This is a genomic window from Streptomyces sp. NBC_01268, assembly GCF_036240795.1.
In the GTDB taxonomy this organism is placed as follows: Bacteria; Actinomycetota; Actinomycetes; order Streptomycetales; family Streptomycetaceae; genus Streptomyces.
Window position 1 is genome coordinate 3975822 of record NZ_CP108454.1, and the last position, 25985, is coordinate 4001806.

Sequence of the window (25985 nt, forward strand, 5' to 3'; positions counted from 1 at the left end):
ATTCAAAGTCCTGCGGCCGCGTCTGTCGCGCGCGGGGCGAGGGCCCGGACCCAGGCGGCCGCCTCCTCCGGGGTCGCCGCGGTCGGCACGCCCGCCGGGACGGGCGGGCGGCGCACGACGACCACGGGGACGCCGGCCTCGCGGGCGGCGGCGAGCTTGGGGGCGGTCGCGGCGCCGCCGCTGTCCTTGGTGACGAGCACGTCGATCCGGTGCCGGGCGAGCAGCCCGCGTTCGCCGTCGAGGGTGAACGGCCCGCGTTCCAGGAGGACTTCGGAGCGAGCGGGCATCGGCACGTCGGGGGCGTCGACGGACCTGACGAGGAACCACTCGGGGCGTTCGGCGAAGGCGGCGAGCCCCATCCGGCCGGTCGTCAGGAACACCCGGTCGCCCAGCCCGCCGAGGGCCCCGGCGGCCTCCTCCAGCGACCCCACCTCGTGCCAGTCGTCCCCCGCCACCGGGACCCAGCCGGGCCGCCGCAGCGCGAGCAGGGGAACATGGGCGGTGGCGGCCGCCCGGGCCGCGTTGAAACTGATCCGCTCGGCGAAGGGATGGGTGGCGTCGATGACCGCGTCCACGCCGTGCTGCCGCACCCACGCGGCCAGCCCCTCCGGCCCGCCGAAGCCGCCGACCCGCACCTCGCCGGCCGGCAGCCGGGGCGCGGCGACCCGCCCCGCGAGCGAGCTGGTGACCCGAAGGTCCGCCCCTTGTGCCCCCTGGAGGAGCCCGGCGAGGAGCCGGGCCTCGGTCGTTCCCCCGAGAATGAGTACGTGCATGGGAGTCCATCCGTGAGTGCGACGAGTTCCGGCGGCGGGCGCGAGGCCCAACTCAAGCACACCGGTCTGCGCCCCGGCTGGACGACCGGTGCCTGCGCGACGGCGGCGACGACCGCCGCGTACACGGCGCTGCTCACCGGCGAGTTCCCGGACCCGGTGACGATCACCCTCCCGAAGGGCCAGACCCCCGCCTTCGCCCTGGCCGTGGAGTCGACGGCGCCGGACGCGGACTCCGCCATGGCCGGGGTGGTGAAGGACGCGGGCGACGACCCGGACGTGACGCACGGCGCGCTGATCCGCTCGACGGTACGGCTCCTGCCGCCCGGCTCGGGCGTGGTCTTCCGGGCGGGCCCGGGCGTCGGCACGGTCACGCTCCCCGGCCTGCCGCTGGAGGTCGGCGAACCGGCCGTCAACCCGGTCCCGCGGCAGATGATGCGCGACCACGTCGCCGCGGTCGCGGCGGCGCACGGCGGGAGCGGCGACGTCGAGATCACGCTCTCCGTGGACGACGGCGCGGAGATCGCCCGCTCCACCTGGAACCCGCGGCTCGGCATCCTCGGCGGCCTGTCCATCCTCGGCACGACGGGCGTCGTCGTGCCCTACTCGTGCTCGGCGTGGATCGACTCCATCCGCCGCGGCGTCGACGTGGCCCGCGCGGCCGGCCTCTCCCACGTCGCCGGCTGCACGGGCTCCACCTCGGAGAAGACCGTCACCACGCTGTACGACCTGCCGGAGCTCGCCCTCCTCGACATGGGCGACTTCGCGGGCGCGGTCCTCAAGTACATCCGGCGCCACCCGGTGGACCGCCTCACGATCTGCGGCGGCTTCGCGAAGCTCTCCAAGCTGGCCGCCGGCCACCTGGACCTGCACTCGGCCCGCTCCCAGGTCGACAAGCCCTTCCTCGCCGCCCTCGCCCGCACGGGCGGCGCCTCCGACGCCCTCGCCGCCGAGATCGCCACCGCCAACACGGGCCTCGCCGCCCTCCGCCTCTGCGAATCCGCCGCCGTCCCCCTCGGCGACCTCGTCGCCGCCCGCGCCCGCGACGAGGCCCTGGCGGTGCTGCGGGGGGCGCCGGTCGCCGTGGACGTGGTGTGCATCGACCGGGCGGGCGTGGTCGTGGGGCGGTCGGGAGTGGCGGGGCCGGGGGGCCGGGCGGCCGGGTCGGGCACGCCCTAGAGCTCGGCGTCGTCCTCGGCGGGTTGCCTGCCGAGCTCCTCCGGCTCCACGGGACTCCACTGCCCGGCCGGCGGCCGACGTGCGCCCCTCCCCCCGCGAACCTAGGCTTGCCAGGGCAAACCTCAGCAGAACCCCCCACGAGACCGGGAGGAACGCCATGTCGAAGCGAGGCAACAAGCGCCGGGCGCGGAAGAAGAAGGGCGCCAACCACGGGAAGCGGCCCAACACCTGAGGCGGTGGGCAGGACCGCGGCCCGGGGCGTTCAGCAGGTGTGGCGGTCCCGGGCCGGGTCGTACAGGTGGCTGTCGCGGAACTCCGAGGCGCCCAGGGTGCGGCCCACGATGATCACGGCGGTCTTGGTGATGCCCGAGGCCTTGAGCTGGTCCGCGATGTCGGCCAGGGTGCCGCGCAGGACGACCTCGTCCGGGCGGCTGGCCATCGCCACGACGGCGGCGGGGCAGTCCGCGCCGTAGTGGGGGGCGAGCTCGGCGACGACGCGGTCGGCGTAGCGGGCCGCCAGGTGCAGGACCAGGAGCGCGCCGCTGCGGCCGAGGGTCGCCAGGTCCTCGCCCTCCGGCATGGGCGTCGCCTGCTGGGCGATGCGGGTGAGGATGACGGTCTGGCCGACCGTCGGCACGGTCAGTTCCCGCTTCAGGGCCGCCGCGGCCGCCGCAAAGGCCGGTACGCCGGGCACCACCTCGTACGGGATGCCCGCCGCGTCCAGGCGGCGCATCTGCTCGGCCATGGCGCTGAAGACGGACGGGTCGCCGGAGTGCAGGCGGGCCACGTCCTGGCCGGCCTCGTGGGCGGCGGCGATCTCGGCGACGATCTGGTCCAGGTCCATCCGGGCCGTGTCGACCAGCTTCGCGTCCGGCGGGCACTCGGCGAGCAGTTCGGTGGGGACGAGCGAGCCCGCGTAGAGGCAGACCCCGCACTTCGCCAGGGTCCGCGCGCCGCGCACGGTGATCAGGTCGGCCGCCCCGGGGCCCGCGCCGATGAAGTAGACGGTCATGTCGGTGTTCAACCCTTCGTTACGGACCATTGCGTGACCGGCATCGCCTGGCGCCAGCCGGTGAAGCCGCCCACCGGCACGGCGGCGGCGACCGCGAGCCGGACCAGTTCGCCGCCGTGGCGGCGATAGCGCTCGGCGAGCAGCGCCTCGGACTCCATCGTCACCGTGTTGGCGACGAGCCGGCCGCCGGCCGGGAGCGCGTCCCAGCAGGCGTCGAGCAGGCCGGGGGCGGTCAGGCCGCCGCCGATGAAGACCGCGTCGGGGGTGGGCAGCTCCGCCAGGCCGGCCGGGGCCGCGGCGGTCACCACCCGCAGGCCCGGGACGCCGAGGGCCGCCGCGTTGCGGGCGATGCGCGCCGCGCGCTCGGCGGACCGCTCCACGGCGACGGCCCGGCAGTCGCGGTGGGCCCGCGTCCACTCGATGCCGATGGAGCCGGAGCCGCCGCCGATGTCCCAGAGCAGTTCGCCCGGGGCGGGTGCCAGCGCGGCGAGCGTGGCGGCGCGCACGTACCGCTTGGTGAGCTGGCCGTCGTGCTCGTACGCCTCGTCGGGCAGTCCGGGCGTGACGCCGAGCCGCAGCGTCTCCGGGTCGCGCACGCAGTCGAGGGCGATCACGTGGAGCGGGTCGGTGCGCTCGTGCGGCCACTGGGCCGCGGTTCCGTCGAGGAGCCGCTCGCGCGCGGAGCCGAGCTGTTCGAGGACGCGGATCCGCGTGCCGCCCCAGCCCCGTTCGCGCAGCAGCGCGGCGACCCGTGCCGGGGAGTCGGCGTCCTCGCCGAGCAGCAGCAGCCGGCGCCCGTCGTGCAGCCGGGAGGTGAGGGCGTCCAGGGGCCGGGCGACGAGCGAGACGGTCTCGGTGGCCTCCAGGGGCCAGCCGAGCCGGGCGCAGGCGTACGAGACGGAGGACGGGTGCGGCAGGACCCGCAGCCGGTCCGGCCCGACGGCCCGGGCGAGGGTGCGGCCGATCCCGTAGAACATGGGGTCTCCGCTGGCCAGGACCGCGACGCGGCGCCCCTCGTGGGCGGCGAGCAGGCCGGGCACGGCGGGGAGCAGCGGGGTGGGCCAGGCGACGCGGGTGCCGGGGCAGTCGGCGGCGGGCAGCAGGTCGAGCTGGCGGGGGCCGCCGATGAGCACCTCGGCGGCGCGCAGGGTCCGGCGGGAGGCCTCCGGGAGCCCGTCCCAGCCGTCCGCGCCGATTCCGACGACCGATATCGCAGCGTTCACGCCGGGGACTCTACGTGAGCAGGGGCGGGGCCCTGCCGCGCGGTCACTTCCGGGCGCTCCGCGCGGTCACTTCTGGGCGTTCTGCCCGACGTAGAAGAGCAGCCAGACGAAGCCCGCGAACGCGTGCGTCGCGAAGACGTACACGAAGACGCGGAGCATCACGCCCCGCTCCTTCCAGCGCTCGATGTCCGTGCCGGAGTCGGTGCCGGTGTCCGTGCCGGTGTCGCTGTCGGTGCCGGGATCCGTCATGTCCTCCAGGGTACGGGCGGCCGGGAATACCGGGGTGGGGTGCACCGTTCCCCGTGATGGTTTAAGATTCAACCACTGATGCGAACGGCATCAGGGAACGCGAGAGGTGAGCACGATGCAGTTCGGGATCTTCACCGTCGGCGACGTGACGGCCGACCCCACCACCGGCCGTACCCCCACCGAGCACGAGCGGATCAAGAACACCGTCGCCATCGCGCTCAAGGCGGAGGAGGTCGGCCTGGACGTCTTCGCGACCGGCGAGCACCACAACCCGCCGTTCGTCCCGTCCTCCCCGACGACCCTCCTCGGGCACATAGCCGCCCGCACGGAGAACCTGATCCTCTCCACCTCCACGACCCTCATCACCACCAACGACCCGGTGAAGATCGCCGAGGACTACGCCACCCTCCAGCACCTCGCCGACGGCCGCGTCGACCTGATGATGGGCCGCGGCAACACCGGCCCGGTCTACCCGTGGTTCGGCCAGGACATCCGCCAGGGCATCCCGCTCGCCATCGAGAACTACGCGCTCCTCCACAAGCTGTGGAGGGAGGACGTGGTCGACTGGGAGGGCAAGTTCCGCACCGCGCTCCAGGGCTTCACGGCCACCCCGCGCCCGCTCGACGGCGTCCCGCCGTTCGTGTGGCACGGCTCCATCCGCTCCCCGGAGATCGCCGAGCAGGCCGCGTACTACGGTGACGGCTTCTTCGCCAACCACATCTTCTGGCCCAAGCAGCACACCGAGAAGATGGTCCGGCTCTACCGGCAGCGGTACGCCCACTACGGCCACGGCACCCCCGAGCAGGCGATCGTCGGCCTCGGCGGCCAGGTCTTCATGCGGAAGAACTCGCAGGACGCCGTTCGGGACTTCCGCCCGTACTTCGACAACGCACCGGTCTACGGCCACGGCCCCTCCCTGGAGGAGTTCAGCCGCGAGACCCCGCTGACCGTCGGCTCGCCGCAGGAGGTCATCGAGCGCACCCTGTCCTTCCGCGACTACGTCGGCGACTACCAGCGCCAGCTCTTCCTGGTCGACCACGCCGGTCTGCCCCTGAAGACGGTCCTGGAGCAGCTCGACCTCCTCGGCGAGGAGGTCGTCCCGGTGCTCCGCAAGGAGTTCGCGAACCTGCGGCCGGCCGGCGTCCCCGACACCGCCCCGCTGCACCCCGCCGTCACCGCGCACCGCACCGAGAAGGAGTCGTAAACCATGCAGACCCTCAAGCTGGTCGCCGTCTCCGCCGGCCTCAGCTCCCCCTCCTCCACCCGGCTGCTCGCCGACCGGCTCGTCCAGGCGACCCGCTACCGGCTGGCCGAGCAGGAGTACGCGGTCGACGTCGAGGTCGTCGAACTGCGCGACCTGGCCGTCGACATCGCGAAGAACCTCGTGACCGGCTTCCCCTCCGAGAAGCTGGGCGCGGCGATCGACGCGGTGACGGGCGCCGACGGCGTCATCGCCGTCACCCCGGTCTTCACCGCCTCGTACAGCGGCCTGTTCAAGTCCTTCTTCGACCTGATCGACCCGACGGCGCTGACCGGCGTCCCGGTCCTGATCGGGGCGACCGGCGGCACCGCCCGCCACTCGCTCGTCCTCGACCACGCCCTGCGCCCGCTCTTCGCCTACCTGCGGGCCGCCGTCGCCCCGACCGCCGTGTACGCGGCCTCGGAGGACTGGGGTTCGGGCGGCGACGAGTACACCGAGGGGCTGCCCTCCCGGATCACCCGGGCCGGGCAGGAGTTCGCCGGGGCGGTCGCGGCCCGCCCGCGCCGCCGCGACGACGAGGCCGGGGTGGACGAGATCATCCCGTTCGAGCGCCAATTGGCCGACCTGCGACTGGATTGATCCGTTTGTTACGTTGGTCGGGAGGGCCCCGCACGGGGCCTCCCGACAGCGAAACGGAGGTCGGTCATGGCCGGCGGCAGGATCGTGGTGGGCGTGGACGGATCGGCTCCGTCCCTGAGGGCGCTGAAGTGGGCGGCGGCGCAGGCCGCCCTCACCGGGGACTCCCTCCAGACGGTGATCAGCTGGGAGTACCCGGCCTCCTGGGCCACCCTCATGCCGGGCGTCCCGCCCGAGTTCGACCCGGAACGGCTGGCGAAGCAGATCCTGGACCAGGCCCTGGACCAGGCGCTCGACCCCGCCACCGCGGCCGCGGTCACCCGCACCATCGTGGGCGGCAACGCGCCCCAGGCCCTGATCGACCAGGCCGAGGGCGCCACGCTGCTCGTGGTCGGCGACCGCGGCTACAGCGGCTTCAAGGCGGCGGTCCTGGGCTCCGTCTCCTCGCACGTCACCCAGCACGCGCCGTGCCCGGTGGTGGTCGTGCGCGGGGAGGTCCCGGGGGAGGAGTAGGAACCGCTACCCACCCCCCTGGACGGCCGCGACGGCCGCCACCGCGCAGGGTGGGGGAGGAGGCCGTCTCCCCCGCGCGGTGGAGGCGGTCGGCACGGCGGGCCGACGCCCCGGGGCGGGCCGGCCGGAAGGCTGGGCGCATGCCGAGAATGAACGCCCTTCCCGACGTGCCCCGTTGGGCCGCCGTCGCCGCGCACGCCGTCCCGTTCCTGGTCCTGCCCGCCGGACTGTGGCGGCTCGGGCTGGCCTTCGGGCTCCCGTTCGCCGTGCACTCCCCGTACAGCGATCCGGGACCGAGGATGCTGGCCTACATGATCGGGCTGACCGTCCTGTCCGAGCTGCTGGCCCTCCTCACGCTCGGGCTGGTACGGGGCTGGGGCGAGGTGTTCCCGCGGTGGCTGCCGCTGCTCGGCGGCCGGCCGGTGCCCGTGCGGGCGGCGACCGGGGCCGCGCTCGCGGGGGCGGCCGGACTGCTCGCGGCGGCCAGCTGGTCCGGGTACGCGGTGTACGCGGGCCTCGGCGAAGGCGACGGCACGGAGCTCACCGCCGCCCAGGACGCCCTGTTCCTCGGCTGCTACCTGCCGCTCGGGGCCTGGCCCGTGCTGCTCGCCGCGGTGGCGGTGGCGTACCACCGCCGCCGGTCCGGGCGGGCTGGTCGGCGCGGTGCTCAGTAGGGCGCGGGACGGCCGGCCGCGTCCTCGTGGGTGTAGAAGAGGTAGTAGGCGGCACCGCCGTTCACCCCCGCCACGATCAGCCCGAGCAGCGTCGAGGAGTAGATGCTCGAGCCGGAGAGGCTGTAGAGGAAGCCGATCGCGATGCCGGTGAGGGCGCCCCAGGCCGCGGCGCGCAGTTCGCGCCGCAGCCGTCCGCCGTAGCGGCGCAGCCCGTAGATCGCCACCGCGAGGACGACGGCGCTGATCAGGCCGAGCCAGAGCTGGCCCCAGGACAGGGCGCCGCCGTCACGGACGATGACCGGGGCGTAGAGGCCGTAGAGGATGCCGATGGTGGCGGGCACGCCCCAGCCGTGCGTGCTCAGGTGCCACCGGGCGGGTACCGCTGCGTGTGCGGCCATGGCAGGAGCTCCCTTCGCCGGAACCGTTCCTGCACCCTCCAGGGCACACCCCCGTCCGGCGCCCCGCAAGTGGATCAGCCGGCCGCCGGGCGCACCGCCACCGCGTCGATCTCGAAGAGCATGCCGGGCAGGGCGAGGGACGCGACGCCGCTGAGGGTCTGGGCGGGCAGCCGGTCGCCGAAGGCGGCGTGCAGGGCCTTGCCGAGGACCTCCAGCTTGGCGAGGTCGTGGTCGACGACGTACGAGCCGAGCCGGACGACGTGCCCGAAGCCGAGACCGACGCCCTCCAGCGCGTGCCGCAGGTGGGTGAAGGCCAGGTCGACCTGGGCGGCGAAGTCGTCGGGGTGGAGCGGGGAGCCGGTGGCGTCGGAGGCGTACTGGCCGCCGATGAAGACGAGTTCGCCCGGTGCGGAGGCCGCGTGGCTGTAGCCGAAGGGGGTCGGGTCGTGCAGGGTGGCGGGGTTGGTGATCGTGCGCTGGTCGTGGGTCACGCTCATGAGACGACGTCCTCCCGTGGACAGGACATTCGATGTCCTGAATTCAGATGTGAAGCGGTCAGGATGGGGAGCGGTGCGCGGGGCGGCGCCGCCGCGCCCGGCAGCCTCGTTCAGCCCGTCGTGGCGAGCCAGCGGCGGATCCGGTCCGGGGCGCCGGGCGCCTGCCGTTCGGCCTGGGCGCGGACGTCGTCCAGGGTCCGGCCGGCCAGCTCCCGCCGCCAGGCCAGCTCGGCCCGGCCCATCGCGCCGGCGATGGCGCACTCGGCGGAGGGCGGTCCCGCCGCCCCCGGCCCCTGGCCCCGGATCTCGGTGCAGCGGAAGGCCTCGTCCGGGCCCTCGATCGCCGTGACCACGTCCATGAGGGTGATCCGGTCCAGCGACCTGGCCAGCCGGAAGCCGCCCTTGGGGCCGGAGACCGAGCCGAGGATCCCGGCCCGGACGAGCGCCTGGAGCTGCTTGTTGAGGTAGGCGGCGGGCAGCTCGTGGTACGCCGCGAGCCGGGCCGCGGTGACCGCCCGGCCCTCGCCGATCCAGGCCAGGTTCAGGCAGCTGTGCATCGCCCATTCGACGCCCTCGTTCATCCTCATATTCTGGATGCTACATGTCCAGGATCTCCTCGCCAACAGGTTCTTGAAGGTGCGTCACACGCCGTCGCAGCGCCGGCCCGTCACCCGTACGGCTCAACTGAAGGTTCGCGGGCGGGCGGGCGCTCCGACGATGGGTGCATGAGCCAGAACACCGCATCACCGCGCAGACAGAACTCGGCGAGCAGCGGCGGCTGGGCCGCCGGGGGCACCCTCTTCGCCGGTGTCCTCATGCTGGTCACCGGCATCATGGACATCTTCCAGGGCATCGCGGGCATCGCCGAGGACGACGTCTACACCCGCGTCGGCGACTACGTCTTCAAGTTCAACCTGACGACGTGGGGCTGGATCCACCTCATCCTCGGCATCGTCGTCGCCATCGCGGGCTTCGGCATCCTCAAGGGTGCCGAGTGGGGCCGGGTCGCCGGTATCGCGCTCGCCTCCCTGAACGTCCTCGCCCAGTTCCTGTTCCTGCCCTACCAGCCGTGGTGGGCGCTGTTCTCCATGGCCGTCTCGATCTTCGTGATCTGGGCGCTGGCCACGGACGACGCCTACGGCGGCGGGCGCCCGTGACCCGGGTGCGCGCCACGGCGGGCGCGGTCGCGCTGCTGCTCGGTCTCTCCCTCGCCGCCACCGGCTGCGACCAGGCCAAGGACGCGGCCGGCGGCATCGTCTCCTCCGCCACGGCGGCGGCCGCGTCCGCCGCCCAGGAGAAGATGGACGAGATCAAGGACGGGGTGAACGCGACCGGCGACGTCAAGGCGGGACCGACGTCGACGGACGGGGACCGGACGGTCGCCGAGATCACCGCGACCAACCCGAAGGACAAGACGGCCGACTACACGGTCTGGGTCAACTTCCGCGACTCCGACGGCAATCTCCTCGACGCCGTCGTCCTGAACATCGACGGCGTCGAGGCCGGCACGTCCACGTCCGGCACGGCCCGCAGCAACCGGACCCTCTCGGGCGAGACCAAGGCCGAGATCCAGCAGGCCGTACGGCACTGAGAAGGCGCCGGGACGGCACGGGGACCGCACGGCGACGGCACGGGCGGCTGCCCGGGCGGCACCCCTGCCGCCCGGGCAGCCGCTCCGTGCCGCTCGACCTGCGCGGCGGACGCCGATCGGCCACGCTGAAGTCATGGACAACGACGAGATCCTCGAGAACATCGGCACCCTCGTCGAGGAGGAACGCGCCCTTCGCCTGCGCACCGGGGGCCTCCTGGACGAGGAGCGCTCCCGCCTCGCCGAGCTGGAGCTCCGCCTGGACCAGTGCTGGGACCTGCTGCGGCAGCGCCGCGCGAAGGCCGAGTACGGCGAGGACCCGGACACCGCCGCCGTCCGCCCCGCGGCGGAGGTCGAGGGCTACCGCAGCTGACCCGGGGGGCCGTTCCTCCGGACGCCCCCCTTCGTCCTAATTTGGAGGCATGGCGAAACCCGCACGGCCCACCCCACCCGCCCGGAGCGCTGCGGCCGCCCGGCTCACCCCGCCCTCCTGGCTCACCGCGGGACTCCGCCCGCAGTCCACCCCCGTGCCGTGGGCCGCCGTGCTGCGCGCGTCGGTCGCGCTCTCCGTGCCGCTGGCCGTCGGACTCGCCGCGGGACAGCCCGCGTACGGGGCGCTGGTGTCCATGGGCGCGCTCTCCGGGGTCATCGGCGACACCGCCGACGCGTACCGCATGCGGATCTTCAACATCGCCGTCCCGCAGCTCTTCGGCGCCCTCGGCGTCACCCTCGGCACGCTCGTCTTCGGACAGGGCTGGCTCGCCGTCATCGTCCTCACCCTCGTCGCGCTCGTCTCCGGGATGATCTCCTCGATCGGCGCCGTCGCCTCCGTCTCCGGGCTGCTGCTGCTCCTCAACGCCGTCGTCGGCGCCGGCCTGCCGATGCCCGACCCCTGGTGGAAGGCGCCGCTGCTGCTGACCCTGGGCGGCGTCGTGGTCCTCGTCCTCACCCTGCTCGGCTGGCCGCTGCGCGGCGGCACGCCCGAACGGACGGCGGTCGCCGGGACCTACCGGGCCGTCGCCGGGCTCTTCGACGCCGCCGGCACCGACACGTACGACGAACGGCGGCAGGCCGTCACCGCCTCCCTCAACCAGTCCTACGACCTGCTGCTCGCCCGCCGCGCCCGCCAGCACGGCCGGGCGCCGAGCCTGGCCCGGCTGCTCTCCCAGCTCAACGCGGTCGTCCCGCTCCTGGAGGCCGCGCCCGCCGTGCACCTCGCCGTGCGGCGCTTCCACCGGCCGCTGCCCCCGGAGGTCCCGGCCGCCGTGCGCGCGCTCGCCGACGCGGTCGAGCGGGGCCGCACCGGAGCGCCCGAGCTCGCGCTGCCGGAGGCCCGGCGCCCCTCCGAGAAGGCCGTCGACGCGGCCCTGCGCTACGCGGCGACCGTCGTCCACGAGGCGGAACCGAACCCGTACAACATCGACGACCGGCTGGGGCGGCCCGCCGCGCTCCGCGTCCGGGTGCGCCGCACCGCCCGCGCGGTGCTGTTCTCCGAGGCGTCCTGGCGGTACGGGCTGCGGCTCGCCCTGTGCATCGGGCTCTCCCAGGCGCTGGTCTCGCTGATCCCGGTACCCCGCTCGTACTGGATCGCCCTCACCGTCACCTTCGTCCTCAAACCCGACTTCGGCTCGGTCTTCTCGCGGGCCGTGCTGCGCGCCCTCGGCACCGCCGCCGGGCTGCTGGTCGCCGCGCCGCTGCTCGCGGCGGTGCCGCGCGGCTGGTGGGACGTGCCGGTGATGATGCTGCTCGCCGCGCTGATCCCCGCGTTCTCGGCGAAGGGGTACGCCTTCCAGACCGCGGCCATCACCCCGGTCATCCTGCTCCTCTCCGACCTCCTCAACCACCAGGGCTTCGACCTCGTGCTGCCCCGGCTCTACGACTCGCTGATCGGCTGCGGGATCGCCCTGGTCGCCGGATACCTGCTGTGGCCCGAGTCCTGGCACACCCGGGTCGCGGACCGGCTCGCGGACGCCGTCTCCGACACCGCCGGGTACGTGTCGCTGGCCTTCTGCCCGCCCACCGGGGACGACCCGGCCCGCCGGCACCGGGCCCGCCGCGCGCTGTACCGGGACATGTCGGCGGTCCGCTCCGAGTTCCAGCGGGCCCTGACCGAACCGCCGCCCGCCGGGGACCTCGCCGCCGCCTGGTGGCCCCTGGCGATCGCCGTGGAGCGGATCGTGGACGCCACCACCGCCGCCCGGATCCGCGTGGACCACGGCGCGCCCCCGCCCGAACCGGCCGAGGTCGCCGCCGTGGAGGGCCAGTTGCGGGAGCTCGCCGAGGGGCTGCGGTCCAGCCGGGTCCTGGTGGAGGTCCGCGCCGACCTCGGCGGCGACGAGGAAGGGGTCCTGGACCCGCTGCGACAGGAGGTGCGGGCAGCCCGCGCCATCGCCTCGCCGTAGCCGCCGCCTTGGGGACGGCAGAGGTTCAAACCTCACCAATAGGGCGTACGGAAGCCCTTACCGGCGGTTGCGGAACGGAACCCTCCCACTGCCGTTACCGGAATCCACGTGTACGACTACGATGCGCTCGACTCACCGTGATCCGCGCCACCGTCCCCGGCCACAAGCGTCCTGGTGGCACGGTCACTTGCCTGCGTCCCCCGTCCTTCCCCTCCCCGAGGACACCGCCATGCGCACCACCTCCGGCAGAGGTCTCCAGCCCAATGCCCTCGGCACCTTCGACACCATCGTGATGGCCGTGGCCGGCAGCGCCCCCGCGTACTCGCTCGCCGCCACGACCGCCGTCCTCTTCGGCGCGGTGGGCCTCGCCGGGCCCGCGGCGCTGCTCTACTGCGCGATACCGATGCTCGGCATCGTCCTCGCGTACGCCCGGCTCGGCCGGATCGACGTCAACGCGGGCGCCGGGTACTCCTGGGTGGGCCGCACCCTCCACCCCTTCCTCGGCTTCCTCTCCGGCTGGGCCCTGGTCTTCGCCGCGACCGTCTTCATGGTCGCCGGATCCCTGCCCGCCGGCTCGCTGACGCTCTCCCTCTTCGCCCCGGAACTCGCCGGGAACACGGCGCTGTCCTGCGCGGTCGGCGCCGGCTGGTTCCTGATGATGCTGCTCGTCGTCCTCGGTGGCGCACGGCTCACCGTCCACGCCCAACTCCTCATGTCCGGCGTGGAGTTGCTGATCCTCGTCGCGTTCGTCCTGGGCGCCGTGGCACACCGCGGGCACGCCACCGCCTTCGACTGGTCCTGGTTCGGCCTCGGCCACTTCGACGGCCCGTCCGGCTTCGCCTCCGGCGCGCTCATCGCCGCCTTCTACTACTGGGGCTGGGACGTCACCAGCAACCTCAGCGAGGAGACCCGCGACAGCCGCCGCACCGCCGGACTCGCCGCGCTCGTCGGCATCGGCGTGGTCTTCCTGCTGTTCGAGGCGTTCACGGTCTCCGTCAACGTGCTGCTGAGCGACGGGCGGATCGAGAGCGCCGGCGCCAACGTCCTCGCCGTCCTCGGCGAGGAGATCTGGCCCGGCGCCGGCGGAAAGCTCCTCGTCCTGGCCGTCCTGCTGTCCACGGTCGCGACGTTGGAGACCACGCTCATCCAGGTCACCCGCTCGCTGTTCGCGATGGGCCGCGACCGCACCATGCCGGCCGCGCTCGGCACCGTGCACCGGCGCTGGAACACCCCCTGGGTGGCCATCGTCGCGGTCGGCGCCGCCGCGCTCGTCATGTTCGGGGCGGCGGCCGTCGCCGGCTCCGTGCAGCAGGTCCTCAAGGACGCGGTGAGCGCGATCGGACTGCAGATCGCGTTCTACTACGGGCTCGCGGGCATCGCCGCCGTCGTCGCCTACAAGTCGCTGCTGCTCAGCTCCGTACGGGACTTCGTCCTGGGCGGGGTCTGGCCGCTGCTCGGCTCCGGCTTCATGCTGTGGGCCTTCGTCGAGTCGCTCGGCGAGCTCTCCACGACCGCCCTGACCATCGGCCTCGGCGGCCTCGCCCTCGGCGTCGTGCCGATGCTCGTGTACTGGGCCAAGGGCAGCGCCTACTACCGCCCCGCCCGCCTCGACGCGGCCCGCGCGCTCGCCGCCGCCGCGCCCTTCGCCTCACCGGACTCGCCGCGCGCCCGCCGCTCGGACGAGTCGCTCGCCACGGACTTCTGACGGCCACTGCCTTCGAGGAGGAACGGATGGCCGCTCTCCGCAGACCGTCCCGCTCGTCGCGCCCGGCGCGCTTCACACCCGACTTCGACCCGGACCTCGGCGACCGGGCGCTCACCGAGGCCCGCCACGACATGGTCATCGGACGCTGGCAGGGCGTCCGGGACCTGCTGCGGGCCACCGGCGACGACTGGCCGCGCCGCACCCACCGGCTGCGGCTCCTGTCGCACGCCGCCGCGGGCAGCTCCACCGTCGAGGCCTGGCGGGCCGCCGAGCCGGGCTGCCCCGACGCCGCCGTGCTGCGGGCCGCCACCGACGTGGTCCGCGTCTTCGACGCCGCCATCGCCGCCGGCCGGGGCGGCGCCGTCGACCGCGGCCGGATCGACGCCGCCGTCGACGCCTGCCGCGCGGCCGCCGAGGCGGCACCCGCCGACCCGATGCCGTGGGTGTCGCTGCTGTCGGTCGCCCGGCTGTACGAGGGCGGGGTACCGCGCCGCGAACTGCGCCACTGGTTCGACGAGTTGCGGCGCCGCGACCCGTACAACACCGAGGGCCACACCCAGGTGCTGCGCTACTGGTCGGCGCGCTGGCACGGCACGCACGGCGCCATGTACGACTTCGCGCGCGACGCGGCGGGCGTGGCCCCGCCCGGCTCGCCGCTGCCGATCCTGGTGCAGATCGCGCGGGTCGAGGAGTACCGGTACATCGCCGACGGGGCCCTCGGCCGGGGCCCGGTGCGCGGCTTCGACCAGCACTGGAAGCACGAGCTGGCGGTGACCGAGCTGCGCCGCACGTACGCGCGCTGGATCGGCGGCCGCGAACCGGGCCGCCCGGTCGCCCCGGAGGAGGTCGCCGACCTCAACTACCTGGCCCACGCGGCGTGCTACGCGGGCCAGGTGGAGGTGGCACGGGAACTGCTCGGACTCCTCGGGACCCGGGCGGCGTGGGTGCCGTGGGTGTACACCGGGGAGCCCGAGGAGCAGTTCGTACGGTTCCGGGAGGGCCTGGGGGTCGGGTGACCCCGACGGCCCTCCCCGGGGGCGTCAGACGCCGATGTCACGCCCGTCGGCGCGCCACACCGAGACGACGGCCGGTCGGACGATCCTGCCGGGCCCGTCGGGCCACACGGACGCCGGCTTCTCGACGGAGGCCCCGTCGATCTCGCCCGGGTGCTGCACGGCGACCAGGACCCGGCGGTCCTGCACGATCGGGCCGCAGGTCTCGGCGCCGGTCGGGACGGTCAGGAACTGCTTGAGCTCACCGCGCCGCTCACCGTGCGTGGCGACGCCGAATAGGCCGTCGTGGGAGCCGAGCTGGTTGCCGTCGGTGGAGATCCACAGGTTGCCGTGCGGGTCGAAGGCGACGTTGTCGGGGCAGGAGATCGGCGACACCTTGTCCTTCGGGAAGCCCGCGAAGTAGGTGGCCGGGTCGTTCGGGTCGCCCGCGACGAGGAACAGGCGCCAGGCGAAGCCGTCCGAGGACGGGTCGTCCCAGTGCTCGGCGAGCTCCAGGATCTGCCCGTGCTTGTTGAGGTTGCGCGGGTTGGCCTCGTCGGCGCCCGGGTTGGTGCCCTTGCCGCGGTTGGAGTTGTTGGTGAGCGCGACGTAGACCCGGCCGGTGCGCGGGGACGGCTCGATGTCCTCGGGGCGGTCCATCTTGGTGGCGCCCACCTTGTCGCCGGCGAGGCGGGTGAAGACGTACACCTCGTCGGCGGTCATGCCGGGCACGTGCGAGACGGCGCCGTCCGGGCCCGCGGTGGCCAGCGGGATCCACACGCCGCCGCCGTCGAACTCGCCGTCCGCGGGCAGCTTGCCGCTGCCGTCGATCTCGGCGGCCGGGCTGTCGCCGGTCAGCTTGGCGACGTACAGCGTGCCCTCGTCGAGCAGGGTGAGGTTGTGCGCGTGCGCGGCCCGCGACCGCCCCTTCTTCATGCGCTTGCTCGACACGAACTTGTAGAAGTAGTCGAACCGCTCGTCGTCGCCCATGTAGACGACGGGCCGCCCGTCGGCGGTCATCCGCGGCTGCGCGGCCTCGTGCTTGAAGCGGCCGAGCGCGGTGCGCTTGCGGGGCGTCGACTCCGGGTCGTACGGGTCGAGCTCGACGACCCAGCCGAAGCGGTGCGCCTCGTTGGGCTCCTGCTTCAGGTCGAAGCGCTTGTCGAACCGCTCCCACTTGCGCTCGCTGGCGCCGGTGCCGATGCCGTAGCGCTTGTCGGTGGCGCTCGACGCGTTGGCGAAGTACTGGTTGAAGTTCTCCTCGCCGTGCAGGGTGGTGCCCCACGGGGTGGTGCCACCGGAGCAGTTGTTGAGCGTGCCGAGCACCTTGCGCCCGGAGGGGTCGACGGACGTCCTGACCAGCGCGCTCCCGGCGGCGGGCCCGGTCATCTCGAAGACGCTGGTGGCGGTGAGACGCCGGTTGAGCCGGTGGCGGGTGACGGCCGTCAGCTTGCCGGTGCGGTGCTCCTCCTGGACCACGACGACACCGAGGCCGTGCGCGGCCCAGGCGATCTCCACCTGCTCGCGGGTCGGGTTCTCGGGGTCGTAGCCCCGGAACATCAGGACCTCGTCGGTGTACTCGTGGTTGGCGACCAGCACCTGGCGGTGGTGCTCGTCCGGCAGCGGCAGCAGCGACAGGAAGTCGTTGTTGTAGCCGAACTGGCCGGCCTGCGCCTTGGCCGTCTGCTTCTCCGGGTCGAAGGCCGGCGTGCCGCGCAGGATGGGCTCGCCCCAGCGGATGACCACGTTCTGCTCGTAGCCGGAGGGGACGGTGACCTGGTCGGCGGTGTTCGGCGCGACGGGGGTGAACCGGAGCCCGCGGGCCCCGCCCGCCTGCGGCTTCGGCTTCGGCCTCGTGTGCGCCTCGGCGGCGGGCGCGTTGCCGACGGCGAGCGCGGTCCCGGCGGCGGAGGCGACGGTCACGACGGCGGCGGCACGCATCACCGAACGGCGCGAGAGCGCGCCGGCTATGACGTCGCCGACGTACTCGTTGCCGCTCGTGTTGGGCACCTCCTGGAAGCAGGCGTCGCCACACCGGAACCGGCAGGTCATGGCGGAACGCCCGCCTCCATGCGAGTGGTTGCTCAGCATCGGCAGCAGGTTGCGCACGTCTTCCTCCGGGGTGTCGATCGTCGTCCGGCCGTGACGTTATGTGTGCACATCTGCACAGCGGAGGCGACGGAGTGAACGCCGGATGAATGCACGGCGACCGGGGGAGCCCGGGTCGTAGGGCCGGGCGGGCGTGGCCGCTAACCTTACGTGTCCGCCCTGGCCAGGGATGAAGGACGCATAACGCCCAACTCATGCGAAGGGGTTCGCCCATGGGTATTCGGAGTTTGCTGCGCAAGGTATTCGGCCGGGACCGCGCGAACGACGCCGAAGAGTCCTCCGCCCCGGCGACCTCCGTACCGGCCCAGTCGTCGGGCCCGGGCGAGGCCGAGGGAACCACCACGTCCCAGCCCCCCTCCTCGGAGGAGAGCCCCGCCGAACGCGCGGCGGCCGACCTCGTGGCGGCCTCCTTCGACAACCCGCAGGTACCGGCGGCCCGACGGGCGTCGGACGGCGGCGAGGCGGAGACGGCTCCGGCGGAGGCCGAGGCTGCTCCGGCAGAGGCGACGGCTGAGGCGGAGACGGCTCCGGCGGAGGCCGAGGCGACGGTGGAGGTTGCGGCCGAGGCGCCGGCTGAGGCAGAGGCTGCTCCGGCGGAGGCCGAGGCTCCGGTGGCGACGGGCGAGGCGGAGGAGACCGCCGCGGCAAGCGACGCTGCGGACGCCGATGCGACGGAGACGGTGGACGCGGACGCGTCGGAGTCCTCGGCGGTGGCCGAGACGACGGTGGACGCGGACACCGCCGGGACGCCTGCCACGGCGGACGAGGCGGAAGAGACCGCCGCGACGGGCGACGTGTCGCATGCCCCGGCGGAGAGGGAGCCGGCGACGGCGGACACCGACGCCGCTGGGCCGGAGGCCGCGGCGGACGCCGACACCGCCGAGGCGACGGCGACCGGGGACTCCGACACCGCCGAGCCGGAGGCCCCCTCCGGCCTCACGGTCGAGGTGCCGGCCGCGCGGACCGCGGACGAGGAGCCCTCCCCCGCCGAGGAGCCCGTCGCCGCGGACGCGCCCGCGGCGCAGATCCCGGCCGCCCGCGAGTCCGCCGAGACGGCGGAGCCGACGGACACGGCCGACGCCCCGGACGCCCCGGCCGCCCTGGACACCCCGGCTCTCGCCGAGGCCCCGGCGGAGGAGCCCGCCACCGACACCCCGGTCGAAGCTCCGGCCGAGACCCCGGCCGAGGAGCCGGCCACAGCCGAGACCCCGGCCGAGACCCCGGTCGAAGCCCCGGTCGAAGCCCCGGCCGAGGAGCCGGCCACCGCCGAGGCCCCGGCGGAGGAGCCGGCCGCCGGCACCCCCGCCCTCTCCCTCGCCAAGGTCAAGGCCGTCGCCCCGCACCTCGCGGACGCCTACAAGGCCGCCGGGGCCGTGCTGAAGAAGCAGGGTCTGGCGGGGGCCCGGGCGGCCGTGTACCTCGTGGTGGACCGGTCGGGGTCGATGCGGCCGTACTTCAAGGACGGGTCCGTGCAGCGGCTCGCGGAGCAGACCGTGGCGCTGGCCGCGCACCTCTCCGAGGACGCGACGGTCACGGCGGTCTTCTTCTCGACGGACATCGACGGCACCGCCGAGCTCCGCCCCGCCGACCTCACCCCGGACCGCATCGAGACGGTCAACGCGACGCTCGGCCGGATGGGCAGGACCAACTACCACCGGGCGGTCGAGGAGGTCCTGGCCCACCACGAGAAGAACGACCCGGCGCGCCCGGCGCTCGTGGTGTTCCAGACGGACGGCGCGCCCGAGTCCCGTACGGCCGCCACGCAGGCGCTGGCGGAGGCGGCGGACCGCCCGGTGCACTGGCGGTTCACGGCCTGGGGCGAGGAGGACGGCAAGGCCTTCGACTACCTCCGGAAGCTGCCCGCGACCGCCCCGCGGACCGGTGTCCACCTGGCGGGCCCGGCCCCGCTGGAGACCCCGCACGCCGCGTTCTACCGCGGGCTGCTCGCGGACGCCCCGGCGCTCTGACGGACGGCGTGGCGGGCCCCGGCCCACCCGCCGGAACGGGGGCCCGGGGGGGCAGGCCGGACGGCTTGCCCCCCGGGCCCCCGTTTTAACCGTGTGAGGGGACCCTGTTCCGGCCGTTAAAATTCGCACCATGGCGGCCACTGGATCCGAGAAGCAGGGCACGAAGGCGTTCTACGTCTCGACCCCCATCTACTACGTCAACGACGCTCCTCACCTGGGCCACGCCTACACGACCGTCGCAGGCGACGTGCTCACCCGCTGGCACCGCCAGCGCGGTGAGAAGGTGTGGTACCTCACCGGCACGGACGAGCACGGTCAGAAGATCATGCGCACGGCCGAGGCGAACAACGTCACTCCCCAGGCCTGGTGCGACAAGCTGGTCGAGGAGGCGTGGAAGCCCCTCTGGGAGCACCTGAACATCGCGAACGACGACTTCATCCGCACCACGCAGAAGCGTCACACCGACCGCGTCCAGGAGTTCGTGCAGGACCTGTACGACAAGGACGAGATCTACAAGGGCGGGTACGAAGGCCCGTACTGCGTGGGCTGCGAGGAGTACAAGCTCCCGGGCGATCTCATCGAGGCCGAGGACGGCACGAAGCTGTGCGCCGTCCACAAGAAGCCGGTGGAGATCCTCAAGGAGGAGAACTACTTCTTCAAGCTGAGCCAGTACGGCCCGAAGCTGCTGGAGTTCTACGAGGCGAACCCGGGCTTCATCCAGCCCGAGTCGGCCCGCAACGAGGTCGTGAACTTCGTCAAGCAGGGCCTGGAGGACCTCTCCATCTCGCGCTCGACGTTCGACTGGGGCGTCCCGGTGCCGTGGGACGACAAGCACGTGATCTACGTGTGGGTCGACGCGCTCCTGAACTACGCGACGGCGGTCGGCTACAACGAGAACCCGGCGAAGTTCGACGAGACCTTCCCGGCCAACGTGCACCTGATCGGCAAGGACATCCTGCGCTTCCACGCGGTGATCTGGCCCGCGATGCTGATGGCGCAGGGTCTGCCGGTCCCGGGCCGGATCGCGGCCAACGGCTGGCTGATGGTCGGCGGCGAGAAGATGTCGAAGTCGAACCTGACCGGCATCAAGCCGCAGGACCTGACCTCGCACTTCGGCGTGGACGCGTACCGCTGGTACTTCCTGCGTGCGATCGCGTTCGGCCAGGACGGCTCGTTCTCGTGGGAGGACTTCTCCGCCCGCTACACGTCCGAGCTGGCCAACGACTACGGCAACCTCGCCTCGCGCGTGGCGGCGATGGTCGGCAAGTACTTCGGCGGCGAGCTGCCGGCGGCGACGGCGGACGGCGACGCGGAGAAGGCGGTCCACGAGGGCCTGGCCAAGGCCGTCGCGACGGCCGACCGGAAGATCGGCGAGGAGCTGGACTTCCAGGGCGGCATCCTGGCGATCTTCGACTTCGTGAAGCAGGTCAACGGCTACATCACGGAGCAGGAGCCGTGGAAGGTCGCGAAGGACGAGTCGGAGGAGGGCCGGGCCCGCCTGGCGACGATCCTCTACACGGCCGCCGAGTCCCTGCGCGCGGTCGCGGTCCTGCTGAACCCGGTCATGCCGGAGACCTCGCAGGCGCTCTGGGACTCCCTGGGCGCCGAGGCGTCGCTGGGCGCCCTGTCCGCCCAGCCGGTCCAGCACGCGGGCGACTGGGGCCGGCTGCCCGCCGGCGCGACGGTGACGAAGGGCGCGGTCCTGTTCCCCCGCCTGGAGGACCCGAAGAAGGACTGACCCCCGGGTCGCCCCCCCCCAGCACCACCAGAAGGCCGCCGCCCTTCCCGTACGGGAGGGACGGCGGCCTTCGGCGTGGCCGGAGGGAGGCATCCTCACTCCCACGAGTGAACGCCGCTCGTTCCCACCCCACCAGCCACTGGCATATGCCAGTGTCCTGGCGTGGCGACAGCGACGAATCCGTCCGCGCGATCGGACGAACACGTACCGTGGAAGGCACCACCGATCCCGGAGGAGGCCGCCGTGGAGGCAGTCGAGCAGCGGACCCGTGCCATGACCCAGGAGCTCTTCGAGGAGCTCGCACGGGTGGGCGACCGGCTGAGCGATGCCCTGCGCCTGGAGTTCATCGACGGGAAGATCGGGGAGAAGGCTTTGCCGGACGGCGACCACGGGCGGATCATCCAGTGGCTCACCCGCCTCTGCATCCAGACCAACACGGAATGGTGGCTGCACGTCGACCAAGGGCTTCGGGTCGAGACGTACCGCAAGGGAAACGCCCGCCCCGACGGAGTGCTCGCGCAGAGCGACACCTTCGTGGGCCAGGGCGAGTGGGCCGACCCCGGCGGCGTCCTCATGGCCGTCGAGGTCACCTCCTTCGACTCCGACACCGATCGTCGTGACCGCGTCGAGAAGCCCCGCGCCTACGCCGAGACCGGCATCCCCGTGTACCTCCTGATCGACCGCGCGGCCGGGGACGTGGTGGTCCACTCGCAGCCGGACAACGGGCGGTACGAGATGGTGGTGACCGTCGCCTTCGGCAAGACCGTGACCCTGCCCGAGCCGGTGAACATGGAGCTGGACACCGAGCCCCTGAAGGAATGGGTCGGCTGACCGGGCCGCACGCCTCCCGCGCAACCGGAAGGGCCCGGAACCGCCGTGCGGTTCCGGGCCCTTCGTTCGTCAGTCCGTCAGGACTAGCGCGCCGCGTCCGGGTGGACCGACTCCGCCACCGGGCGGTCGTCGGACGGCTTCTCCTTCGCGACCGGCTTGCGGAGCTGGATGTTCAGCTCGCGCAGGCGGGACTCGTCGAGCTCCGTCGGGGCGCCCATCAGGAGGTCCTGGCCGTTGCCGTTGAGCGGGAAGGCGATGATCTCGCGGATGTTCGGCTCGTCGGCGAGGAGCATCACGATGCGGTCGACGCCCGGGGCGATGCCGCCGTGCGGCGGGGCGCCGTACTCGAAGGCGCGGAGCATGCCGGCGAACTCGTGCTCGACGGTCTCCTTCGAGTAGCCCGCGATCTCGAAGGCCTTGAACATGATCTCGGGCTCGTGGTTCCGGATCGCGCCGGAGGAGAGCTCGATGCCGTTGCAGACGATGTCGTACTGCCAGCCGAGGACGTCCAGCGGGTCCTGGGTCTCCAGGGCCTCCAGGCCGCCCTGCGGCATCGAGAAGGGGTTGTGCGAGAAGTCGATCTTGCCGGTCTCCTCGTCCTTCTCGTACATCGGGAAGTCGACGATCCACGCGAAGCGGAAGACGTTCTCCTCGAACTGGCCGGCGCGCTTGGCGGCCTCGACCCGGACCGGGCCCATGATCTTGGAGACCTCGTCGAACTCGCCCGCGCCGAAGAAGATCGCGTGACCCGGCTCCAGGCCGAGGCGCTCGGTGAGGACCTTGACGTTCTCCTCGGTGAGGAACTTGGCGATCGGGCCGGTGAGGGCGTTGCCCTCGCCGACGCGGACCCAGGCCAGGCCCTTCGCGCCGAGGGAGACCGCGTAGTCGCCGAGCGCGTCGAAGAACTTGCGGGGCTGGTCACCGGTGTTCGGCACGGCCAGGGCACGGACGTGCTTGCCGGCGAAGGCCTTGAACTCCGAGTTCTCGAAGACGTCGGAGATGTCGACGAGCTCCAGGGCCGTGCGCAGGTCGGGCTTGTCGTTGCCGTACTTCAGCATCGACTCGCGGAACGGGATCCGCGGGAAGGGGGAGGTGACGTGGCGGCCGCCGCCGAACTCCTCGAAGAGCTCGGTCATCAGCTTCTCGATCGGCTGGAAGACGTCCTCCTGCTCGACGAAGCTCATCTCGACGTCGAGCTGGTAGAACTCGCCCGGCGAGCGGTCGGCGCGGGCGTCCTCGTCGCGGAAGCAGGGCGCGATCTGGAAGTAGCGGTCGAAGCCGGAGATCATCAGCAGCTGCTTGAACTGCTGCGGCGCCTGCGGCAGCGCGTAGAACTTGCCCGGGTTCAGACGGGACGGGACGACGAAGTCGCGGGCGCCCTCGGGGGAGGTCGCGGCGAGGATCGGGGTCGCCATCTCGTTGAAGCCGAGGGCCACCATCTTGGAGCGGATGGCGGCGATGACGGCGGAGCGCAGCATGATGTTGCGGTGCATGCGCTCGCGACGCAGGTCGAGGAAGCGGAACTCCAGGCGCCGCTCCTCGTTCACGCCGTCGTCGGCGTTGATGGTGAAGGGGATCTGCTTCGCCGCGCCCAGGACCTCGACCGTGGCGGCCTCGATCTCGATCTCGCCGGTGGCGAGCTCCGGGTTGACGTTGTCGGCGCCACGCGAGACGACCTTGCCGTCCACGCGGACGACGGTCTCCTTGGTCAGCTTGTCGAGGACCTCGGCCGCGGCGGTGCCGGGGCGGGCGACCAGCTGGGTGATGCCGTAGTGGTCGCGCAGATCGATGAAGAGGATGCCGCCCAGGTCGCGCCGATTGTGCAGCCAGCCGCTCAGCCGGACGTCGGTGCCGACGTCAGAGGCGCGGAGCTCGCCGCAGGTGTGGGACCTGTACCGATGCATCGTCGTTCATCCAGTTCTTCGGGATCCTTGGTGGACGCCGGACGGAGACGCGTCCAGCCGTCCCAGGGTACCGGGCCACCCATGATCGCGATTCGAATACTCTCAGTGGCGACTTGCTGTCCGATATTCATAAAGTGGGGCAATGCGCACCGAGGACGTCCTGGCCGCCATCGCGACCGGCCTGTGGCGCTGGGACAACGCGTCCGGGGTGGTCACCCTCGACGCCGAGGCGGCCCGGCTCCTCGGGCTGCCCGCCGAGCCGGTGCGGCTCACCGAGGCGGCCGTGCGCTCGCGCTTCCATCCCGTCGACTGGAACGAGATCGACGGCGTGGTCCACCTGGCCGTCGCCGAGGGCACCCTGGCCGAGGCCCGGCTGCGCATCATGGACGAGCACGGCCGGGTGATCCGTACCGTACGGACCAGGTCCAAGCCGCTCGTCGAGGGGGACGACTACCAACTGGTCGGCACCCTCCAGGAGGTCGCCGAACCGCAGCCCGGCACCGCCGCCTCCACCCCCATCACCGGCGACTGGCGCCGCTCGCGCGAGGCGTTCCTGCTGGACGCGGGGCGGGCCCTCGCGGAGGCCCGGTCGACGGCCGAGGTGCTGCGGGTGGCGGCCTCGCTGTCCATGCCCGGCTTCTCGCCGGACGGGCTCGCCGTCTTCGGCCTGGCCGGCGACCGGCTGACGATCATCGGGCACCACGGGCACAGCGAGGGCGACGAGGGCCCCTTCACCTCGATGACCCTGGACACCGACTACCCGGCGGCGGAGGTGGCGCGGACCGGGCGGGCGATCTACCTGCCGACGCCCGAGGAGTACCTGCGCCGCTTCCCCATGACCTGGCCGCTCGCCCAGCGCTTCGGCCGCCGCTCCTGGGCCTTCGTCCCCCTGATCGTCGCCGGGCGCACGATGGGCGCCTGGATGGCGGCGTTCAAGCACCCGGTCGCCTTCACGCCCGACGAGCGCTCGGTGCTCACCACCGTGGCCAGGATGCTGGCCCAGGCGCTGGCCCGGGCCGGGGTGGCCGAGTCGGAGCGCGAGCTGTCGCTGGGGCTCCAGCGGACGATGATGCCGGCGCTCGGCCCCGGCATCCCCGGCATCCAGGTGGCCGCCCGGTACGTGCCCACCGGCGGCGGCCTCCAGGTCGGCGGCGACTGGTACGACATGATCCGGCTGCCCGGCGGGTCCGGCGCCGGGCGGATCGCCCTGGTGATCGGCGACGTCCAGGGCCATGACGTGCGCGCGGCCGGCCTCATGGGGCAGCTGCGGATCGCCCTGCGGGCGTACGCGTCCGAGGGGCACCGCCCGGACGCCGTGCTCTCCCGGGCCTCCCGGTTCCTGTACGGCGTCAACGACAGCACGGACGGCACCGACGGCACCGACGGGGACGGGGCGTACGGCGGGGCGTACGGCGGCCCCCGCTTCGCCACCTGTCTGTACCTGGAGGTCGACCTGGAGTCCGGGGTGGTCGAGATCGCCCGCGCCGGGCATCCCGATCCGGCGGTGCGGATGACCGACGGAACGGTTCTCCTGAGGCCCACCGCGGGCGGCCTTCCGCTCGGCATCGACCCCGACACCGACTACCCCACCACCCGGCTCACCCTGGAGCCCGGCGAGACCCTGATGATCTGCACCGACGGCCTCCTGGAGACCGGCGGCCACGACCTGGACACCGGCTGGGAGCGGGTCCGCAAGCTGCTGGAGGCGGACGACGGCGAGGACCTGGAGGAGCTCGCCGACCGCCTGGTCGAGGCCGTCCACGGGCCCGGCTCGCACCACACCACCGGGCCGCTCGCCGACCGCCGCGAGGACGACATCGCGGTGCTGCTGCTGTCCCGGCAGGGCGCGGCCGCGCTGCCGGCCCCGCGCCGCACGATGATGACCGTCGCCCAGGCCGAGCCCGAGCGGATCGCCGCCGCCCGCGAGCAGCTGCGCCAGCTCCTGCACGACTGGTCGGACGAGGACCAGGTCGACTCGGCGGTCCTGATGGTCTCCGAGATGGTCACCAACGTGCTGGTCCACACCGACGGCGACGCGCTGCTCGTCGCCGAGGTCGTGTGCGGCGGGAAGTCCCGGCGGCTCCGCGTCGAGGTCGCCGACGCGAGCGACGAGCTGCCGCACAAGCGGCACCCGGGCGAGATGGCCTCCAGCGGACGCGGGCTGTGGCTGATGGAGATGCTGGCGCACGCGTGGGGCGTGGACCCGCGGGGCGAGGGCAAGTCGATCTGGTTCGAACTCCACGAGCCGCACGAGGACGACGCGCCGGACGGGGAGCCGGACGGGGAGCCGGACGACGCGCCGGACGCGCCCGACGTACCCCCCGCGCCCTCCCCGTGACGCGCGCCCTCCCGTCCCCCGGAGGAGACTGGTCTCGTACGGTCGCCGGGGGGACCGGG

The 25985-nt window shown here is 73.2% G+C and carries 25 protein-coding genes; 16 read left to right on the forward strand and 9 right to left on the reverse strand.

The window, feature by feature from the left end:
* Positions 1 to 2 precede the first annotated feature (2 nt).
* Positions 3 to 773 carry a cobalt-precorrin-6A reductase gene (locus OG309_RS17620; RefSeq protein ID WP_329421995.1) on the reverse strand — a complete coding sequence of 257 codons (771 nt, stop codon included), beginning with the start codon at positions 771 to 773 and terminating at the stop codon, positions 3 to 5.
* Between the two features lie 12 nt (positions 774 to 785).
* Here OG309_RS17620 and OG309_RS17625 point away from each other — a divergent pair, with 12 nt between their 5' ends.
* Both OG309_RS17625 and OG309_RS38150 read left to right on the forward strand, forming a co-directional pair.
* Positions 786 to 1949, forward strand: a complete 1164-nt coding sequence (locus tag OG309_RS17625) for a cobalt-precorrin-5B (C(1))-methyltransferase (RefSeq protein ID WP_329421997.1) — start codon at positions 786 to 788, stop codon at positions 1947 to 1949.
* 157 nt (positions 1950 to 2106) lie between these two features.
* Positions 2107 to 2181 carry a 50S ribosomal protein bL37 gene (locus OG309_RS38150; protein WP_372460710.1) on the forward strand — a complete coding sequence of 25 codons (75 nt, stop codon included), beginning with the start codon at positions 2107 to 2109 and terminating at the stop codon, positions 2179 to 2181.
* Between the two features lie 30 nt (positions 2182 to 2211).
* On the opposite strand, the gene cobM is transcribed toward OG309_RS38150, so the two are convergent.
* From cobM to OG309_RS17640, 3 genes are all read right to left on the reverse strand, one after another.
* Positions 2212 to 2961, reverse strand: coding sequence for a precorrin-4 C(11)-methyltransferase (gene cobM, locus OG309_RS17630; protein WP_329421998.1), 750 nt, complete (start codon positions 2959 to 2961; stop codon positions 2212 to 2214).
* 8 nt (positions 2962 to 2969) lie between these two features.
* Entirely contained in the window at positions 2970 to 4184 is a 1215-nt protein-coding gene (cbiE, locus tag OG309_RS17635; RefSeq protein ID WP_329422000.1) for a precorrin-6y C5,15-methyltransferase (decarboxylating) subunit CbiE, read from the reverse strand.
* 66 nt (positions 4185 to 4250) lie between these two features.
* Entirely contained in the window at positions 4251 to 4370 is a 120-nt protein-coding gene (locus tag OG309_RS17640) for a DUF6126 family protein (RefSeq protein WP_318110168.1), read from the reverse strand.
* 178 nt (positions 4371 to 4548) lie between these two features.
* Between OG309_RS17640 and OG309_RS17645 the strand changes: the two genes are divergently transcribed.
* From OG309_RS17645 to OG309_RS17660, 4 genes are all read left to right on the forward strand, one after another.
* Positions 4549 to 5637, forward strand: a complete 1089-nt coding sequence (locus OG309_RS17645) for an LLM class flavin-dependent oxidoreductase (RefSeq protein WP_329428395.1) — start codon at positions 4549 to 4551, stop codon at positions 5635 to 5637.
* Between the two features lie 3 nt (positions 5638 to 5640).
* Positions 5641 to 6273 carry an FMN reductase gene (locus OG309_RS17650; protein WP_329422002.1) on the forward strand — a complete coding sequence of 211 codons (633 nt, stop codon included), beginning with the start codon at positions 5641 to 5643 and terminating at the stop codon, positions 6271 to 6273.
* A gap of 66 nt (positions 6274 to 6339) precedes the next feature.
* The gene (locus OG309_RS17655; RefSeq protein WP_329422004.1) at positions 6340 to 6783 is read left to right on the forward strand and encodes a universal stress protein; all 444 of its coding nucleotides are present in this window, start codon (positions 6340 to 6342) and stop codon (positions 6781 to 6783) included.
* A 140-nt stretch (positions 6784 to 6923) separates the two neighbouring features.
* Complete coding sequence (locus OG309_RS17660; protein WP_329422006.1) at positions 6924 to 7457, forward strand: hypothetical protein; 534 nt, start codon at positions 6924 to 6926, stop codon at positions 7455 to 7457.
* Here OG309_RS17660 and OG309_RS17665 read toward each other — a convergent pair.
* From OG309_RS17665 to OG309_RS17675, 3 genes are all read right to left on the reverse strand, one after another.
* Positions 7451 to 7855 (reverse strand): hypothetical protein, encoded by a 405-nt coding sequence (locus tag OG309_RS17665; protein WP_329422007.1) that lies wholly within the window; start codon positions 7853 to 7855, stop codon positions 7451 to 7453. The two genes, OG309_RS17660 and OG309_RS17665, sit on opposite strands and share 7 nt — an antisense overlap.
* Positions 7856 to 7929: 74 nt before the next feature.
* A complete protein-coding gene (locus tag OG309_RS17670) occupies positions 7930 to 8346 on the reverse strand; it encodes a RidA family protein (protein WP_329428396.1) in 417 nt (138 codons plus the stop codon).
* 116 nt (positions 8347 to 8462) lie between these two features.
* Entirely contained in the window at positions 8463 to 8933 is a 471-nt protein-coding gene (locus OG309_RS17675; RefSeq protein WP_329428398.1) for an RrF2 family transcriptional regulator, read from the reverse strand.
* Between the two features lie 144 nt (positions 8934 to 9077).
* Between OG309_RS17675 and OG309_RS17680 the strand changes: the two genes are divergently transcribed.
* The 6 genes from OG309_RS17680 (at position 9078) to OG309_RS17705 (ending at position 15063) form a co-directional block, all read left to right on the forward strand.
* Positions 9078 to 9509 carry a DUF7144 family membrane protein gene (locus OG309_RS17680; RefSeq protein ID WP_329422009.1) on the forward strand — a complete coding sequence of 144 codons (432 nt, stop codon included), beginning with the start codon at positions 9078 to 9080 and terminating at the stop codon, positions 9507 to 9509.
* Positions 9506 to 9943, forward strand: a complete 438-nt coding sequence (locus tag OG309_RS17685) for a hypothetical protein (RefSeq protein WP_329422011.1) — start codon at positions 9506 to 9508, stop codon at positions 9941 to 9943. Before OG309_RS17680 ends, OG309_RS17685 begins: the two co-directional genes overlap by 4 nt.
* A 133-nt stretch (positions 9944 to 10076) precedes the next feature.
* Entirely contained in the window at positions 10077 to 10313 is a 237-nt protein-coding gene (locus OG309_RS17690; RefSeq protein ID WP_329422012.1) for a DUF2630 family protein, read from the forward strand.
* A 49-nt stretch (positions 10314 to 10362) separates the two neighbouring features.
* Positions 10363 to 12342 carry an FUSC family protein gene (locus tag OG309_RS17695; RefSeq protein ID WP_329422013.1) on the forward strand — a complete coding sequence of 660 codons (1980 nt, stop codon included), beginning with the start codon at positions 10363 to 10365 and terminating at the stop codon, positions 12340 to 12342.
* A gap of 229 nt (positions 12343 to 12571) precedes the next feature.
* Positions 12572 to 14047, forward strand: a complete 1476-nt coding sequence (locus OG309_RS17700; protein ID WP_329422015.1) for an APC family permease — start codon at positions 12572 to 12574, stop codon at positions 14045 to 14047.
* 26 nt (positions 14048 to 14073) lie between these two features.
* Positions 14074 to 15063 carry a hypothetical protein gene (locus tag OG309_RS17705; protein ID WP_329422017.1) on the forward strand — a complete coding sequence of 330 codons (990 nt, stop codon included), beginning with the start codon at positions 14074 to 14076 and terminating at the stop codon, positions 15061 to 15063.
* Between the two features lie 24 nt (positions 15064 to 15087).
* Here the strand turns inward: OG309_RS17705 and OG309_RS17710 are convergent, their stop codons facing one another.
* Positions 15088 to 17148 (reverse strand): PhoX family protein, encoded by a 2061-nt coding sequence (locus OG309_RS17710; protein ID WP_329422019.1) that lies wholly within the window; start codon positions 17146 to 17148, stop codon positions 15088 to 15090.
* A 212-nt stretch (positions 17149 to 17360) separates the two neighbouring features.
* Between OG309_RS17710 and OG309_RS17715 the strand changes: the two genes are divergently transcribed.
* From OG309_RS17715 to OG309_RS17725, 3 genes are all read left to right on the forward strand, one after another.
* Positions 17361 to 19115, forward strand: coding sequence for a VWA domain-containing protein (locus tag OG309_RS17715; RefSeq protein ID WP_329422020.1), 1755 nt, complete (start codon positions 17361 to 17363; stop codon positions 19113 to 19115).
* 130 nt (positions 19116 to 19245) lie between these two features.
* Positions 19246 to 20853: a methionine--tRNA ligase gene (metG, locus tag OG309_RS17720; RefSeq protein ID WP_329422023.1), complete on the forward strand. Its 1608-nt coding sequence runs from the start codon at positions 19246 to 19248 to the stop codon at positions 20851 to 20853.
* Between the two features lie 273 nt (positions 20854 to 21126).
* Positions 21127 to 21684: a Uma2 family endonuclease gene (locus OG309_RS17725; protein ID WP_329428399.1), complete on the forward strand. Its 558-nt coding sequence runs from the start codon at positions 21127 to 21129 to the stop codon at positions 21682 to 21684.
* Between the two features lie 83 nt (positions 21685 to 21767).
* On the opposite strand, the gene aspS is transcribed toward OG309_RS17725, so the two are convergent.
* Positions 21768 to 23588: an aspartate--tRNA ligase gene (aspS, locus tag OG309_RS17730; protein ID WP_329422024.1), complete on the reverse strand. Its 1821-nt coding sequence runs from the start codon at positions 23586 to 23588 to the stop codon at positions 21768 to 21770.
* 142 nt (positions 23589 to 23730) lie between these two features.
* Between aspS and OG309_RS17735 the strand changes: the two genes are divergently transcribed.
* Entirely contained in the window at positions 23731 to 25926 is a 2196-nt protein-coding gene (locus OG309_RS17735; RefSeq protein WP_329422025.1) for a SpoIIE family protein phosphatase, read from the forward strand.
* The last annotated feature ends 59 nt before the right edge of the window (positions 25927 to 25985 follow it).

Coding starts and splice junctions, on each gene's coding strand:
- OG309_RS17620 (WP_329421995.1), bottom strand. CDS start 773: ATGCACGTACTCATTCTCGGGGGAACGACCGAGGCCCGGCTCCTCGCC.
- cobM (WP_329421998.1), bottom strand. CDS start 2,961: ATGACCGTCTACTTCATCGGCGCGGGCCCCGGGGCGGCCGACCTGATC.
- OG309_RS17645 (WP_329428395.1), top strand. CDS start 4,549: ATGCAGTTCGGGATCTTCACCGTCGGCGACGTGACGGCCGACCCCACC.
- OG309_RS17650 (WP_329422002.1), top strand. CDS start 5,641: ATGCAGACCCTCAAGCTGGTCGCCGTCTCCGCCGGCCTCAGCTCCCCC.
- OG309_RS17655 (WP_329422004.1), top strand. CDS start 6,340: ATGGCCGGCGGCAGGATCGTGGTGGGCGTGGACGGATCGGCTCCGTCC.
- OG309_RS17660 (WP_329422006.1), top strand. CDS start 6,924: ATGCCGAGAATGAACGCCCTTCCCGACGTGCCCCGTTGGGCCGCCGTC.
- OG309_RS17665 (WP_329422007.1), bottom strand. CDS start 7,855: ATGGCCGCACACGCAGCGGTACCCGCCCGGTGGCACCTGAGCACGCAC.
- OG309_RS17675 (WP_329428398.1), bottom strand. CDS start 8,933: ATGAACGAGGGCGTCGAATGGGCGATGCACAGCTGCCTGAACCTGGCC.
- OG309_RS17680 (WP_329422009.1), top strand. CDS start 9,078: ATGAGCCAGAACACCGCATCACCGCGCAGACAGAACTCGGCGAGCAGC.
- OG309_RS17690 (WP_329422012.1), top strand. CDS start 10,077: ATGGACAACGACGAGATCCTCGAGAACATCGGCACCCTCGTCGAGGAG.
- OG309_RS17695 (WP_329422013.1), top strand. CDS start 10,363: ATGGCGAAACCCGCACGGCCCACCCCACCCGCCCGGAGCGCTGCGGCC.
- OG309_RS17700 (WP_329422015.1), top strand. CDS start 12,572: ATGCGCACCACCTCCGGCAGAGGTCTCCAGCCCAATGCCCTCGGCACC.
- OG309_RS17705 (WP_329422017.1), top strand. CDS start 14,074: ATGGCCGCTCTCCGCAGACCGTCCCGCTCGTCGCGCCCGGCGCGCTTC.
- OG309_RS17715 (WP_329422020.1), top strand. CDS start 17,361: ATGGGTATTCGGAGTTTGCTGCGCAAGGTATTCGGCCGGGACCGCGCG.
- metG (WP_329422023.1), top strand. CDS start 19,246: ATGGCGGCCACTGGATCCGAGAAGCAGGGCACGAAGGCGTTCTACGTC.
- OG309_RS17725 (WP_329428399.1), top strand. CDS start 21,127: ATGACCCAGGAGCTCTTCGAGGAGCTCGCACGGGTGGGCGACCGGCTG.
- aspS (WP_329422024.1), bottom strand. CDS start 23,588: ATGCATCGGTACAGGTCCCACACCTGCGGCGAGCTCCGCGCCTCTGAC.
- OG309_RS17735 (WP_329422025.1), top strand. CDS start 23,731: ATGCGCACCGAGGACGTCCTGGCCGCCATCGCGACCGGCCTGTGGCGC.